We start from the raw sequence: 14,832 nt of genomic DNA, 5'->3' as shown, positions 1-14,832 counted from the left end.
AACGAGGCAGCCACCCAGGGGCGCGGGAACTGCGCGACCAGCCCCCACCGGGCCGCAGGGAAGCAACGCACCGCAAGGGGAAGCACCCCAGGGGCGCGTGGGGGTACCCCAGGCGAAGCTCGGGGGGAGAACTGCGAGGCAAGCCCAACACCTGGGCGCGGGTGAGCTCGTAGGGGCGCCGCCGCAGGGGGCTAGGTGTAGGACATGTACGGGCCGAACTCGTTCGGAAGGCACAAGCGCCCCAGCTTGCGGTATTCGCGGGCGACGGCCGCGACAAGCTCCGCCATCCCCACCCCCCGCCCCGCTGACGCGGCAAGATACGCCGCGGTGACCGCCGCGGAGCGAATGTCGCCGCCGGCGAGTTCGAAGGACCGCCCGCAGAAGGCGAGATCGAGGTCGGGGCGGCGGGGCACGGCGGGGCCGAGGCAGCGGTCCCACAGCGCGATGCGCTGGTCGGCCTCGGGGAGGGGGAAGTCGACCACGAGGTCGAGCCGCCGGGTGAAGGCTTCATCGAGGTTCGCGCGGAGGTTCGTGGCCAGGACGGCGAGGCCGTCGAAGCTCTCCATCCGCTGGAGCAGATACGCGCTTTCGACGTTCGCGTAGCGATCGTGCGCGTCCTTGACCTCGGAGCGCTTGCCGAAGACGGCGTCGGCCTCGTCGAAGAGCAGGACGGCGTTGACGCCGGCCGCTTCGGTGAAGATCCGTTCGAGGTTCTTCTCGGTCTCGCCGACGTATTTGTCGACCACGGTCGCGAGGTCGACGGTGTAGAGGTCGAGGCCGAGCGCGCCGGCGATGACTTCCGCGGACATGGTCTTGCCGGTGCCGGAGTCGCCGGCGAAGAGGGCCATGACGCCGCGCCCGCGGCCGCCACCCGGGCGCATGCTCCAGTCGCCGAGTACGCGGTCGCGGTGGCGGGCGCGGGCGGCGAGTTCGTGGAGGCGGGACAGGACGGCCGGGGGGAGGACGAGGTCGGGCCAGCCGACGGCGGGTTCGATGCGGCGGGCGAGGCGTTCGAGGCCGGAGGTGTTCTGCGCGCGGGCGCCTTGCAGGAGGTGGGCGTCGGTGAGGGGGCCGCCGGAGAGCAGGGCCTGCTGGTGGGCGGTGCGGGCGGCGCGTTCGACCTGTTCGGGGGAGAGCAGGAAGACGGCCGCGGCGTCCTGGCGTACGGTGTCGAGCCCGGTGGCGCCTTGGGGGGCGGTGGCCGCGAGCGCGGTACGCCACAGGGCGGATCGGGCGTCGGTGCCGATGCGTACGGCGTCGGCGAGCAGCGGGACCCGGTCGGCCCACGCGGGGTCCCAGGACGCGCGCCCGGCGAGGATCACGGGGACGGGCAACGCGGCGAGCACCCGCAGGAGTTCGGGACGTTCGGCGAGTGCTTCGACGGGTGCGGCGACCAGGCCCGCGCGGGCGAAGGCGGCTTCCCGTCCGGCCGCGGCGACCGCTTCCGCCGGGTCGGCGCGGCTCGCGAGCCGCGCGAGGTCGAGGCCGTAGGCGGTCAGCCCGGCCGCGGACAGCGCTTGCGCGCCGAGCGATCGGGCGGCCCCGCCAGGGGCTTCGCGCAGGTAGACGGGTCCGACTCCGCGCAGCAGTACGGCGGCGAGCCGCCGCGCGGGCTCCTCGTGGCCGGGCGGTGCGGCGGCGGGGTGCAGCGGTGCGAGCAGGTCGAGCAGCCCGGGGTCGGGCGTGTCGTCGCCGAGCAGGTGCGCGCTGACCCGGTCGGGTACGCGCAAGGCCCGGCTGAGGAGCGGGCGTTCGCGGTCCTCGACGACCAGCAGGCCGCGGGCCGGCAGCGGTGCGGAGGCCGCGAGGCGGGCGCGGGCGCCCGCGGAGGCCGGGGGGACGCCGCACAGGCCGAGCGCGAGGCCGACGGTGGGGCGGCGGCGGGTGACGTCGTCGTTGAGGTAGCCGTACAACTGCTCGTAGCGGCGGTCGAGATCGGGTGCGAGGGAGATGAGCAGCAGTTCGGTGTCGAGCGGCAGCAGCCCGAAGTCCCGCTCCAGGGAGACGAGTCGCAGGGTGGGGTCGGCGGCGGCGCGGGCGTCGAGTTCGGCCCGCCGCTCGCGGTCGGAAGGGTCGGGCTCCGGTACGGCCGCCGGGTCGTCCAGCAGCCGGCGTACGGCGTCGTCGGACAGGTAGATCCCCCGGAAGGGATCGTCCGGCTCGGGGTCCCCCGCCCTGCGGGCGGCCACGGCCCGCCGCACCCGCTGCTCGACGAGCGCGAGCCGCGCCATGAGGTGGTCGAGCCCGGCGTCACCGCCGTCCGTCCCCGGGCCCGCGTCCCCGGACACCCGGCTCTCGCTTCCGAGTCCGGCGCCCGAGGCGCCCCGCACGGGAGCGCTCACCTCTTCCGCCGGCGCCGCACCGCGCCGTCAGCGCGTACCGCAGGCGGCGACGGCTGCGGTGGAGTCGGGTCGTCGCCGAGGTGGAGGACCATGCCGCCTTCCCCGACGGGGGGCCCGGCGTCGTAGAGGGGGGCGGCGGTGACGGGGGCGCTGACGACCAGGTCGAGGGACGGCTTCAACTCGCCGCCCAGGGCCGCCCATACGTCGGCGAAGGCGCGGTCCTCCGGCGGCGGGAGGGCGACGGTGACCGGGACGGGCAGGCCGGAGGCCGACAGTTCGGGGCCCAGGCCTGCGGCCGGGAGGGCGTCGTGGCGCAGGAAGCAGTGCAGCAGGGAGGACAGCAGGCGGTGCTCGTCCTCGGGGCGCTGGGTCCAGGCGCTGATCAGGTAGGACAGTGTGAAGTAGCGCGGCGGCAGGGTGCGGGAGACGACGGCGCCCTGCTCGTCGTAGACGTTGCGCCGGCCGCGGGAGCGGCGTCGCAGGTCCTCGCGGATGTCGTAGAGGTAGAGGTTGACCGTGGGGGCGTTGCGGCGGGCCGCCCAGTCGCGGGTGGGCGCGTCGAAGACGACCTCGATCTCGGGGGTGCCCAGCGCGGCCCTGACGAGTTCCCGCAGGGAGTCGTCCACCTCGTGGATCATCGGCGCCACTTGAAGTGCGACGGCTGGAGCACTCCGGGTACGACGAGGTAGTCGGCCCGCACCTCGCCGAAGCGCGGCACCGCCGCCAGGTCGGTGACGAGCAACTGCCGTGGCCCCAGGGTGTCCTGGACGAGGACGAGCAGGGGCGCGCTGAAGGTGCCGTTCGCGGCGACCTTCACGGGTGCCGCGGCCACCGTCACCCCCTGGCTCCAGCGCAGTTGGAGCACCGCGCCGGGCGGGAAGTCGTGGCCGAGCGCCTGGGTGACCGCGCCGGGCGGGCCGACCGCCGGGTTCAGGACGACCGCGGGTGCCCGGACGGTGAGCGCGGCGGTCGCGGTGTCGTTGCGGGTGTCGGTGTCGCTGCCCGTGGTGCTGAGGTTGGCGGTCACGATGCCGGTGAGGGCGCCGGGGGTTGCCAGCACGACCGTGACGGTGGTCGAGGCGCCCGGGTCGAGGTCGGAGATCGGGCAGCCTGCCGCGGTCGCGCAGAGCGAGGCCGCGTCGGGCACCACGCCGGGCGGTGCGGTGAGCGCCAGGGTCAGCCCGGTGGCCTTGCCTTTGCCGAGGTTGCGGACGGTGACCTGGGCGGTGGTGCCGGTGCCGCCGGTGTAGGCGGTGGACGGTGACAGGGTCAGGCCGACCGCCGGGTCGGCGTTCCTTCGCGGCGCGGGCGGCGCGGTGGCGGGGGGCGTGGTCGTCGGCGGGGTGGTGGCCGGCGGGGTGGTGGCCGGCGGGGTGATCGTCGGCGGGGTGGTGACGACCGGCCGGTCGCGTACGGTCAGCGGCGCCGTCGCCGTGTTGTTGGCCGGGTCCGCGTCGGTCGACTCCGAGCTGATCGTCCCGACGGCATTGCCGCTCAAGGCTGTTGCCGAGGTGACGACCCGGGTCACGGTGGTCGTCGCGCCGGCCGCCAGGTCGCCGAGGGCGCAGGTGGGGTTGGGGCAGGCCGGATTGGCGCTGCCGACCGTGACGCCCGGCGGCAGCGACATGGTCAACTCGACGCCGGTGGCGGGTCCGTCGCCGCGGTTGGTGACGGTGTAGACGACGGTCGCGGGGTCGCCGGTGAGCACGCTCGGCGGGGTCACGGTGACGGTCACGGCCGGGTCGGGCTTCAGCGGGTCTGCCGCGACGACCGCCACGGAGGCGGAGTTGTCCTGCGGGTTGCGGTCGAGCAGGCCGCTGGCCGCGGTGCCGGCGACCGTGAACGTACCGGCGGCCGTGACACGTACCGTCACCTTGACGTCGACGCTCTGGCCGACCGGTATGTCCTCCAGGTCGCAGTGCGGCCCGGTGGCCGCGGCCGTGCAGGTGCCCTGGGTCGGGACGGCGTCGCCGACCGCGACCAGGCCCGCGGGCAGCGTGATGTCGGCTGTCGCGCCGACCGCGTCGGCGATGCCGTTGTCGGTGACGTGCAGGGTGATCTCGGCGGTGTCGCCGGTGACGACGGGCACGGTGGGACCCGCGATGGTGACCGTCAGGTCGGCGCCGGCCTGCCAGGTCGGCTTGGTCTGGGAGGCGAAGTGCGTGCTCGGCAGCACCTCGCCGGTGCCGGTGGCCGGGTCGAGCACGGCGATCGTCTCGCCGTTGCGGTCGCCCAGCCAGGACTCCGCGTCGACCGCCAGCCGGTCACCGGTCGGCGACCAGGCCGCGTCGTCGGCGTTGAAGAGCGGGGCGCCGGGCGCCGGGCGGGACGGCACGAGCGGGCAGTCCGCGGTCACCGGCACCAGGCCGCGGCATCCGTCGCCGTCCGTGCGGACGAACAGCACCATGCTGTCCGGGTATCCGGACGCGGCGACCGCGGGAGCCGCCTCGGCGAGCCGTGGCCGGACGAATCCGCCGGACGGCGAAGGGGACCCCGATGTCGGCGGGTTGGCGTCGCCGCGCCGGGTGAAGGCGACACCACTGCCGTCCGGGCGGTAGGCGGGGCGCACGTCCTGCACCTCGCACTCGGAGCGGCAGGCGTTGGCCGTCAGGTCGTACAGGTAGGCGCCGTTCGTCGCGTCGACCGTCCAGATGTGCCGGACCTCCTTGTCCGGCGCCAGCGCCGGCGCCGCGACGGGCGCGGCCACGGAGGCGCGCGCGGGCGAACTCGCGCTCTCCGGCGAGGTGTTGCTGCCGCTCGGCGACCTGGTCGCCGCGGCCTTCCGCCCGGAGTCGCCGGGGGCGATTTTGATGATCACCTTCCAGCAGTCGCGGTAGCGGGAGAAGGCGATCCGGCCGCCGTCCGGCGACCACGCCGGGTCGCGGTCGTCGGTCGTGCAGCCCGCGTAGCCGTCGGGTACTGCGGGCCACGGCACGGTGAAGAGCAGGCGGGCGGCCGCCGCGCCGCCGGACACGTCGAAGACGGAGATCGACGCGTCCGTACTGGCCGGGGCGTCGGACTGGTTGCCCCAGTGGGCGACGGCCAGCTTCGTGCCGTCCGGCGACCAGGCGGCCCTGCCGTAGTTCTGCGGTGTGCCGAACCCGGTGTTCACCACGACGGCCTCGGACAGCCGGTCGGCGGGTCCGAGCATCAGCGACGACAGGCGGACGGCGGTGCCCGCGATGGGCTTCCGCGTGGTGAAGACCATCTGGTGCCCGTCGGGCGAGTAGGCGGGCTCGTCCACGTCGAGTTCGTCACCGATGGCGGGCCGCAGCAGCAACCGGTCGACCGGGGTGTGCGCGCGGACACCCTCGATGGCGTTGCGCGTGTCCTGCCGGCCGATCAGCAGGGTGGGCTCGCCGCCCGCCGGTGTGTACCAGGTCACGTCCTGGAAGGCCCAGCCCTCGTCCACGGTGTCCGGCAGCAGCGGGGACGGCTCGCAGGCGCCGTCGCAGTCCTCGGCCGGGTCGACGACGTACAAGTGGCCCGACAGGAAGGCCAGCCGCGAGCCGTCGGGCGACCATTCGACGTCGCGCTCCGCGCCCGGCCACTCGCCTTCCGCGATCACCGTCTGCCCGCCGTTGCCGCTCGCCGGCGCCACCGCCAGCTCCTGCGTGTCGTCGGCCGTGTCCTCGGCGACATAGGCGATGCGGTCGCCGTTCGGCTCCCACGCGGGGGTCGACACCGTGCCGGCGTCCGTCGGCGAGACGCGCTGCGGCAGGGCACCGCCCGCGGCGGGGATCGTGTACGCGATACCGCCGTCGGTGTACGCCAGCCGGCTGCCGTCCGGCGACCAGTCCGGCGAACCCCCGCGCTCGGCCACCTTCTTGAGATCCGTGCCGTCGGTACGCACCACCCACAGCGAAATGCCCTCCGGCTCGACGCGGTTGCCCGCACACCGGCGGTCGCCGTTCGGGTCCTCCAGCGAACCGAACGCGACCCACTGCCGGTCGGGCGACAGCTTGGGCGAGATGACGCTCCAACCGGGGCGCAGCAGCACGGTGGTCACCGGGCCGCCGCCCGTACGCCGGTAGATGCCCTGGCCGTCGCCGGAGCGGTCGCTGACCCACACGATGTCGTCGCCGCGGGCCGAGGGCTGGCAGTCCTCCCCGGCAAGTCCCTCCGGGAGGTAGGGGCTCAGGTCCCTGTTCGGGCCGACCACCTGGAGGCTGTGGTGGACGCCGTTCGCCACGTAGGCCAGCCGGCCGGGGTCGTCGGCCGGTGCGGCCGGGTCGGCGGATGCCGTTCTCGACCCGCCGGTCACCGCGATGGCCACTGCGGCGATCAGTCCGGCGACCGGCAGCAGTGCCGCCAGTCGCGGCGCCCTGACTCTTCCCACCACCCGCCCCGCCCTCTCCCCCGACAGTTCCCCCCACCCTCGCCCTCCCCCCGCCCCTCCATCACCCCAGCCCGGGGCACCACTTGGGGTACCCCCCACTGCCCCAACGGGCAGCCAGCCCCTGCGGGCGGCTGTTACGGATTCCACAGTTGCGCTGTGTGGGTGGCTTGTCGCGCAGTTCTCCCCCAGGGCTTCGCGTGGTACCCCCAGGCGAAGCCCTGGGGGAGAACTGCGAGCCAAGCCACGACGGGCCGTCGTGAAAGAGCTGACCGCCGGGATCGATACCTCGGCCCGGTGAGGGCGTGCTCTCAGATGAAACCCATGCGCATCGCGTAAGCCACCGCATGGGACCGGTTCCGCAACTGCAACCTCGTCGTCACGTCGTGAAGAATGTTCTTCACCGTCCGCTCCGAGAAGGCCAGCGTCCTGGCGATCTCCGCCGTGTCCTTGCCGTCGGCGACAAGGCGGAGGACGTCGATCTCCCGGGCGGACAGGCCGGTGAAGGCCAGGCCCCGCGGGTCGAGCACCTGGCGTTGCAGGCGGCCGACCTGGTCGAGGAGCCGCCCGAGGAGGTCCGCGGGCACACTGCCCTCTCCCCGCGCCACCGCGGTGATCGTGTCGGCGAGCCGCTGCGCCGAGGCGTCGGCGCGGCGCACGACGCCGACGACACCGCATTCGACGGCCGCGACGAGGCCGCTGTCGTCCAACTCCGTCGCTACCAGCACCGTTCGGCCCTCGCCGCCGCGCTGCAAGCGCCGCAGCACCTGGAGTTCGGTCTCGGCGACGCGGTCCGCCGCGAAGACGGCGATGACGCCGTCGATGGCTTCGTCGTCCTCCCCCTCCCCGAGCAGCCGCAGTTCGTGGCGGGTTCTGAGCTGGCCGGCCAGCCCCGCCTGGGTGATCGGGTCCTGCGCGGTCAGCCGGACGGGAATCCGCACGGCACCGCTACCCCCCTGGAATTGCATGTGTTGTGTCCCCCTTGCCCCCACCGGCCGGTCAAGCCGGGCATCCGGGGTGCCCCTTCGCACACCGGATCGCGGTACCAGTGAACACCGGGGCAGTCAGCAGGCACTTCACATGGACTCAACGGGCAGCGCAGCCTGCCCCCGAGGGTGTCCCTCCGGTGCCGGTCAGCGGTCGGCGGTGTCTCTACGGTCCTGCCATGACCACATCCGCTCATCTGGACGCGGCCGCGGTCCCCGTGCTTCCGGGGGAGCAGGCCAGGATCGTCCTGGAGGTGCGCAACAACGGCACCATCGTCGAGGCGTACACCTTCGAGGTCCTGGGGGCGCCCGCCGCGTGGACGGTGGTCGAGCCGGCTGAGCTGTCGCTGTATCCGAACACCGCGGGCCAGGTCACGCTGGTGGCGAGCCCACCGCGGGACACCACCGTGCCGCCCGGCGAACTGCCGCTGGCCGTACGGGTGCTGCCGCAGGAGCGGCCGGACACCGCGACGGTGCCGGAGGGCACGCTGGAGGTGCTGCCGTACGCCGAGGTCGGCGCGGAGCTGTCGCCGAAGATGGTGCAGGCGCGCGGGCGGGCGCGGTTCCAGGTCGCGGTGGACAACCGGGGCAACCACCCGGTGGCGGTGGGCTTCACGGGCACGGACCGTTCGCAGGCGCTGGCCTTCGGCCTCCCGTCGGCCCCGACGCGGGTGGACCCGGGCCGGGCCGCTTTCGTCCAGGTCCCGGTGCGGGCGAAGCGGCGGTTGTGGCGCGGGGTCGCCGTGCCGCACGCCTTCCAGCTGACAGTGACGCCCGCTTCGCGGGAGGTGGCCGTCGAGCCGGTCGTACTGGACGGCACGTACACGCAACAGCCGTTGCTGAGCGGCACGTTGCTGCGGGCGCTGGTCGCGGTGGCGGCACTCGCGGGCATCCTGCTCGGGATCTGGTACGGGCTGCTGCGGCCGGCGGTGCGGAGCGCCGCCAAGGAGGCCGTCAAGGGCCCGGTGGCGACGGCCGCGACGCGGGCGGCGAGCGCCGACCAGAAGGCGCAGGACGCCAAGAACGCGGCGGACGGCGCGACGAAGAGCCTGGAGAAGCTGGGTGTGACGCCGACGCCCGCCGCCCCCGGTCAGGGTCCGGACGCCCCGTCGAGCGCCCAGCTGTTCTCGACCCGGCTCACGGCGGGGGCGGGGAGCGGCGGTACGGGCAGCGCCTCGTACCCGGTGCCGCCCGGCAAGACGCTGCGGATGACCGACCTGCTGCTGGAGAACCCACAGGGCGACTCGGGCACGTTGACCATCTCGGTGGGCGGCAGGACGGTGCTGGCACCGGCGTTGGAGAACTTCCGCGACCTGGACTTCCACTGGGCCTCGGCGATCCTGGCCGCCGAGGGCCAGAAGGTGACGATCACCGTGTCCTGCCGCCGGCCGGGCACTCCGGCGGGTGCCGCCGCGGCCCCGACGCAGTGCGCGGCGGCGGCCCTGCTCAACGGGACGCTGGAGTAGCCGATTCCCCTCCCGGGGCGGCGGCAGGCGTAAGGCCTGCCGCCGCCGCTTCGTTACGACGTGTTCACGCCACGTCCAGCGGCTGCCATGATGCTGACGCACGTCTCATTACCAGCCGGTAGGACGACCGACCGCGTCAGGAGATTGGCATGCCCTCTTACAGCAGGCGCCAGTTCGTCGCAGGAGCCGCCGCAGTCGCCGCGGGGCTGACCCTCGCCGACAGCCCGTACGCCTCCGCCGCCGCCTACGACCGCGCGCTCGCCGCCACCGCCGCGCGTGCCGTGCGCGTCGCGGGCACCACCCTGGAGCAGGTCGCGACACCCACCGGACCCGGTCCGTACGTACGGCTGCAGGCCGGACCCGGCTGGCCGCTCGTGGTGCGCTCCGAGCTGGCCGCGGGCGCCGCCGGGCGCGACGACCGGCGGACCGGGCTCGCCTCCTTCGTGCAGTTCACCGACCTGCACCTGGCCGACACCGAGTCGCCGGTCCGCTTCGAATACCTGGCCGGCTCGATCGACTCGGCGCACCGCCCGCACGAGACGCTGACCGTGCGCGGCGCCGCCTCTCTCGTCGACCGCGTCAACTCCCTGGCGGGCGGCCCCTACACGGGCAACCCGTTCTCGCTGGTGATGGCGACCGGCGACAACACCGACAACCACGAGCTGGTCGAACTCGACTGGTACCTCTCGGTGATGAGCGGCGGTGCCATCACCCCGTCGACCGGCGACCCGACCCGCTACGAGGGCGTGCAGAATTCCGGGTCCGCGAACTACTGGAATCCCGAGTCGTCCTTCCAGGACAAGTACAAGACCGCGGGCTTCCCGCAGATCCCCGGCTTCCTGTCCGCCGCGGGCCGCCCCTTCACCGCGGCCGGCCTGCGCACCCCCTGGTACACCACGGTCGGCAACCACGACGACAGCATCGAGGGCACCCTGCCCGACCTCGGCCTGCTCTCGTCCCTCTACACCGGCGGCAGCAAGATCGAGGGCGTCGACGCGGCGACCGCCGCGCAGCTCGCCGACGCGCTCCAGCACGACCCGGCCGCCGCGGTCGCGCTGCTCGCCCGGCTCCTCACCGGCGGCGCCCCGGTACGCCACATCACCCCCGACCCGCGCCGCGCCCCCTTCACACCGCAGCAGTTCGCCGCCGCCCACCTCGACTCCGCCTACACCGGCGCGGGTCCGTACGGCCACGGCTTCACGCAGGCCGCGGCCTCCAGCGGCAAGCTCTACTACACCTTCCCGGTCTCCGAGGGTGTCCTCGGCATCAGCCTGGACACCACCAACCGGGCGGGATGGGCGGACGGTTCGATCGGCACCGCGCAGCTGAACTGGCTGGAGTCGGTGCTCCAGTCGTACAGCACCCACTGGTACGACTCCGCCGGCCATGTGGTGCGGCGCGGCTCGCAGGACCAGTACGTGCTGATCTTCAGCCACCACACCAGCACCACGATGGGCAACACGCTGCCCGACCCTTACCACCTCTTCGAAGGCCGCCACACCGGCGCCGAGCTGGTCTCCCTGCTCCAGCGCTACCCGAACGTGCTGGCCTGGGTCAACGGCCACACCCACGCCAACCAGATCACCCCGCACGCGCACGCCGTCGCCGAGCGCTCCTTCTGGGAGATCAACACCGCCTCCCACGTGGACTACCCGCAGCACGCCCGGATCATCGAGGTCGCCGACAACGCCGACGGCACCCTGTCCCTCTTCACCACCCTGATCGAGTCCTCGGCCCCCTACGCCACCGACGCGGCCGACATCTCGGAACGCGGCCTGGCCGCCCACTACCGCGAGTTGTCGTACAACGACCCCTACGCCACCCCCGCGGCCAAGCTCGGCGCCTCCGCCGACCACAACACCGAGCTGCTCCTGGCCCGCCCCGGCGCCTGACCCCTCGGCGTACGACCGCGGGCCAGGCACCACCCGCTCCCTCACCCTCCCGGCGAACGTCCCCTACTGCCTCGTCCCCTGACCCGGCCACCCCCGCCGGCCGGTGGCCCGGCACGGACCGAGCAGCCCCCCACGGCCCGTGACGAAGTACAGCCCGTCGAGGGCTGGTCGCGCCCACGCGGCCCCGGCCGCAGATCAGATGCAGCCCCGCGCCCCTGGTGGGTGCCCTCTGCGGCAGAGCCGAGCCACTCGGGGGCGCGGGGAACTGCGCGACAGGCCCACCACCGGCCGGCGGTCCGGAGGCGACAGCAACAGCCCCCCACGGCCGGTGACGACGTGCAGCCGTCGACGGCTGCTCGCGCCCCGATCCCGCTAACCCTCGAAGCGAAAGCTTCGCACGCGCTGCTCGCCGCGCAGCACAAGGCGCACCTCGTGGACACCGGGCGGGGCGGACAGGGGGGTGGAGACCGTCGTCCAGGCGGAGGGCGGGACGGGGAGGGTGGTCAGGAGGGTGGGGCCGGCCCAGACCTCCAGGTCGGCGGGGGGCGCGGAGGTGCGGGAGGAGACCTCCGCGGTGAAGGAGCGCGCGCCCGTGAGGGTGAGGGCGCGGTAGTGCAGCGTGGCCGAGGCGGCGGAGGGCGCGACGGCGTCGCCGTCGACCAGTTCGATGTCGGCGTAGTCGTCGAAGTCCACCGCCCGGACCACGGCGCCGAGCCCGCGCGGCGCGGGCGCGGGCCCGTCGACGGTGAGGGTCGCGGACAGCGGGAGGTCCGCGGCCGAGCGCCCCGCCAGGACTTCGTACGCGCCGGCCTCGACGGCGAACGAGCCCGACGCCACCGACCAGTGCGCCAGCGCCTCGGCCGCCGCCAGCGGGAAGCTGAGGGAGGCGGACGCGCCCGCCGCGAGGCGCACCTTGCGGTAGCCGGCCAGACGGAGGCGCGGCGCCTCGTAACCGGTCGCGGCCACGGCCCGTACGTAGAGCTGGACCGTCTCGGTGCCGTCGCGCGCCCCGCGGTTGGTGACGGTGACGGTCGCCGTCAGTGTGCCGTCCTGCGGGGTGCGGATGTGGGAGAGCGCGAGGTCGGTGAGGGCGAAGTCGGTGTAGGACAGGCCGTGGCCGAAGGCGTAGAGCGGGGCGGCGCGGTGGTATTGGTAGGTCCAGCCGGCCTTGATGATGTCGTAGTCGAGCCGGCCGGGCAGCTCGTCGTCGCCGCGGTACCAGGTCTGGGGCAGCCGGCCCGCGGGGTCGGCCTCGCCGAGGATCACCGCGGCCAGGGCGCGGCCGGTCTCCTGGCCGCCGTGGGAGGTCCACAGCACGGCGGGGACGTGGGCGTCGGCCCAGTCGACGGCGTAGGGGTAGCTGCTCATGACGACGAGCACCGTCTCGGGCCGCGCGGCGACGACTTCCCGCAACAGCGCTTCGTGCGCGGGCGCGAGGGAGATTCCGGCGCGGTCCTGCGTCTCGCGGCCGTTGATGTGCGGGTCGTTGCCGACGACGAGCACGACGGCGTCGGCGCCCGCGGCGGCGGCGACGGCCTCGGCGACGCCGTCACGTACGACCGTACGCGTGAAGTGCTCGGCGTCCGCGGCGTGTTGTGCGGTGACGGCCACCGCGCCACTGGCCGGGTCGACCACGGCGTAGCGGCCCGTGCAGACGGACCGCAGCGCCTCCTTGCCGTCGCCGGCCGGCTCCAGCCGGAAGGTCTCGTGGACGTCCCAGCCGGCGGGCTGGACGCGGTCGGCGGCGAGCGACTGGTCGGCGTCGACGAGCCCGGCGTAGCGGCCGGTGCGCGCATTGCGCAGGGTCAGGACGCCGAGGTCCCAGTCGAAGAGGTCGAACTGGGCCGCGTCGTCGCCGACTTCGGTGTCGGCCACGGCGAGGCGGGCGTCGGCGCCCGCGGTGAGCAGCCCGCCGGTGGACGCGGCGCGCAGCGCGATGCGGTCGACGCCCTCGACCACGACGGTCTCCCCGCCGCGGGCGGCGACGGCCGCGCGCAGGCCGTCCGCCGCGGTGACCCGGTAGGGCATCGTGCCGCTGTACCAGTCCTCGAAGAGGCTGTCGGCGAGCGGCCCGACAACCGCGACCCGCCGCCCCTCGACGGCAAGCGGCAGCAGGGGCCGCGCACTTGCGGGCGCGCTCTCCGTACGCCCGGTCACCGCGGCACCGGCGCCGGCGTTCTTGAGCAGCACGATCGACTCCGTCGCCGCGCGCAGCGCCAGCGCCCGGTGTTCGGGCGAGTCCACCACCTCCCACGGGGTGTCGCCGAACGGCCCCCGCCCCGGGTCGAACTCGCCGAGCCGGCAGCGGATCGACAGCTGCCGCCGTACGGCCAGGTCGACGTCGTCCGCGGTGAGCAGCCCGCGCGCGAGGGCCTCGCTGATCCGGCCGAAGGTCGTGCGGGTGTCCTCGCCGTGGTCGGTGAAGGAGTCGATGCCGGCTTTGAGGGCGGCGGCGTGCGAGGCGGCGTGGTCGTCGAAGTAGTGCTCCAGGTCGACCAGGTTGGACGGCGCCTCGGCGTCGCTGACGACGAAGAGCTCGTGGCCGGTGGGGAGCGCCCAGCGCCGCAGTTCGCTCTCCAGCAGCGGACTGACGTGGCAGGGGCGGCCGTTGACGAGGTTGTACGCGGCCATCACGCCGGTGGCAGAACCGGTGGCGACGGCCGGCCGGAAAGCGGCGAGGTCGTATTCGTGCAGCACCCGCGGGCGTACGCCGGACGACGTCGTGTAGCGCTCGTCCTCGTTGTTGTAGGCGAGGAAGTGCTTGAGGATCGGGGCGGTGCGCAGCTGCTCGGGGTCGTCGCCGGACATGCCGCGGCAGAAGGCGTCGCCGAGGCTCGCGGACAGCAGGGCGTCCTCGGAGTAGCCCTCCTCGTTGCGGCCCCAGCGCGGGTCGCGCAGCAGGTTGACCACCGGGGCCCAGGCCTGGAGGCTGTGCCGCCCGGTGCCCAGGGCCGGCTTGCGGTGCTGGTGGAAGGCCCGCAGTTCGGTCGAGGTGGCGGTGCCGACGGCGTGCAGCAGCTCGTCGTCCCAGGTCGCGCCGAGGCCGACGGCCTGCGGGAAGGTGGTGGCGGTGCCGAGCCAGCCGACGCCGTGCAGCGCCTCGGTGCCGGTGCGGAAGGGCTCCACGCCGAGCCGCGGGATCGCGGGACCGTACTGGTGCAGCATCGCGATCCGCTCGTCGGGCGTGAGCCGGGACAGCAGGTCGTCGACGCGCTCGGCCAGCGGGCGGGCGGGGTCGCGGAAGGGCAGCTGGTCCACGGGCGGCTCGGCGGGCAGCTCGGCGGGCACGGAGACGGTACTCACAGCGGGAAACCCCTTGCAGAGTGCGGCGTTGGGCCGGCGCTTGGCGGCGCTTGGCACGGGCGGGCGGGACAGGCGGGACGTTCGCGGCCGGGCACGCGGCGGTACGCGGCCGGTGCGGGACACGCGAGGCGCGGGCCACCGGTGGTGCGGGACCCGGACAAGGACCGCACCGACGCCCGGCACCCCCACCGGATGGTGAAACGCTTCGACGCTGACATGGGAATCACGGCCGTGTCAACCATGTCACCGGGAATGATCGTTACGTCGCCCGGAAACGGTTCCGACTCCCAACTCCCCAGTCTGACCAGGTCATATGGTCCCACCAGGGCACCTTCCCCAGCCGTGAATTCTTTCTGCGCAACCACTTGTCGAACCGATAGGCCGTGGCTAGTCTCGCCGCAACGTCGAAGCGCTTCGATTGATGTGGACGGCATCCGTCGCTGCGACGCCCAGGACTTCCCCCACCTGCACGACGCTCGTCACGGAACCTCTCAGGCGAAGGGCCGC

General features: G+C 74.0%; 7 protein-coding genes. 2 read left to right on the top strand and 5 right to left on the bottom strand.

The window, feature by feature from the left end; all coding sequences use genetic code 11:
- Positions 1–191 precede the first annotated feature (191 nt).
- The 4 genes from OG900_23225 to OG900_23210 form a co-directional block, all read right to left on the bottom strand.
- Positions 192–2,231 carry an ATP-binding protein gene (locus tag OG900_23225; protein ID WUH95883.1) on the bottom strand — a complete coding sequence of 680 codons (2,040 nt, stop codon included), beginning with the start codon at positions 2,229–2,231 and terminating at the stop codon, positions 192–194.
- 107 nt (positions 2,232–2,338) lie between these two features.
- Positions 2,339–2,980: a DUF4255 domain-containing protein gene (locus OG900_23220; GenBank protein WUH92731.1), complete on the bottom strand. Its 642-nt coding sequence runs from the start codon at positions 2,978–2,980 to the stop codon at positions 2,339–2,341.
- Entirely contained in the window at positions 2,977–6,681 is a 3,705-nt protein-coding gene (locus OG900_23215; GenBank protein ID WUH92730.1) for a hypothetical protein, read from the bottom strand. Before OG900_23215 ends, OG900_23220 begins: the two co-directional genes overlap by 4 nt.
- 308 nt (positions 6,682–6,989) lie before the next feature.
- On the bottom strand, positions 6,990–7,619 hold the full coding sequence (locus OG900_23210; protein ID WUH92729.1) for a response regulator transcription factor: 630 nt from the start codon (positions 7,617–7,619) through the stop codon (positions 6,990–6,992).
- A 224-nt stretch (positions 7,620–7,843) separates the two neighbouring features.
- Here OG900_23210 and OG900_23205 point away from each other — a divergent pair, with 224 nt between their 5' ends.
- Together OG900_23205 and OG900_23200 are read left to right on the top strand one after the other, a co-directional pair.
- A complete protein-coding gene (locus OG900_23205) occupies positions 7,844–9,130 on the top strand; it encodes a hypothetical protein (protein ID WUH92728.1) in 1,287 nt (428 codons plus the stop codon).
- Between the two features lie 149 nt (positions 9,131–9,279).
- Positions 9,280–11,022, top strand: coding sequence for a TIGR03767 family metallophosphoesterase (locus OG900_23200; GenBank protein WUH92727.1), 1,743 nt, complete (start codon positions 9,280–9,282; stop codon positions 11,020–11,022).
- A gap of 372 nt (positions 11,023–11,394) precedes the next feature.
- Here the strand turns inward: OG900_23200 and OG900_23195 are convergent, their stop codons facing one another.
- On the bottom strand, positions 11,395–14,325 hold the full coding sequence (locus OG900_23195; GenBank protein WUH92726.1) for a glycoside hydrolase family 3 C-terminal domain-containing protein: 2,931 nt from the start codon (positions 14,323–14,325) through the stop codon (positions 11,395–11,397).
- Positions 14,326–14,832 lie beyond the last annotated feature (507 nt).

This window comes from Streptomyces sp. NBC_00433 (assembly GCA_036015235.1).
Taxonomy (GTDB): Bacteria; Actinomycetota; Actinomycetes; order Streptomycetales; family Streptomycetaceae; genus Actinacidiphila.
The sequence above is the reverse complement of the archived record's forward strand: the minus strand, read 5'-3'. Positions and strand labels throughout refer to the sequence as shown.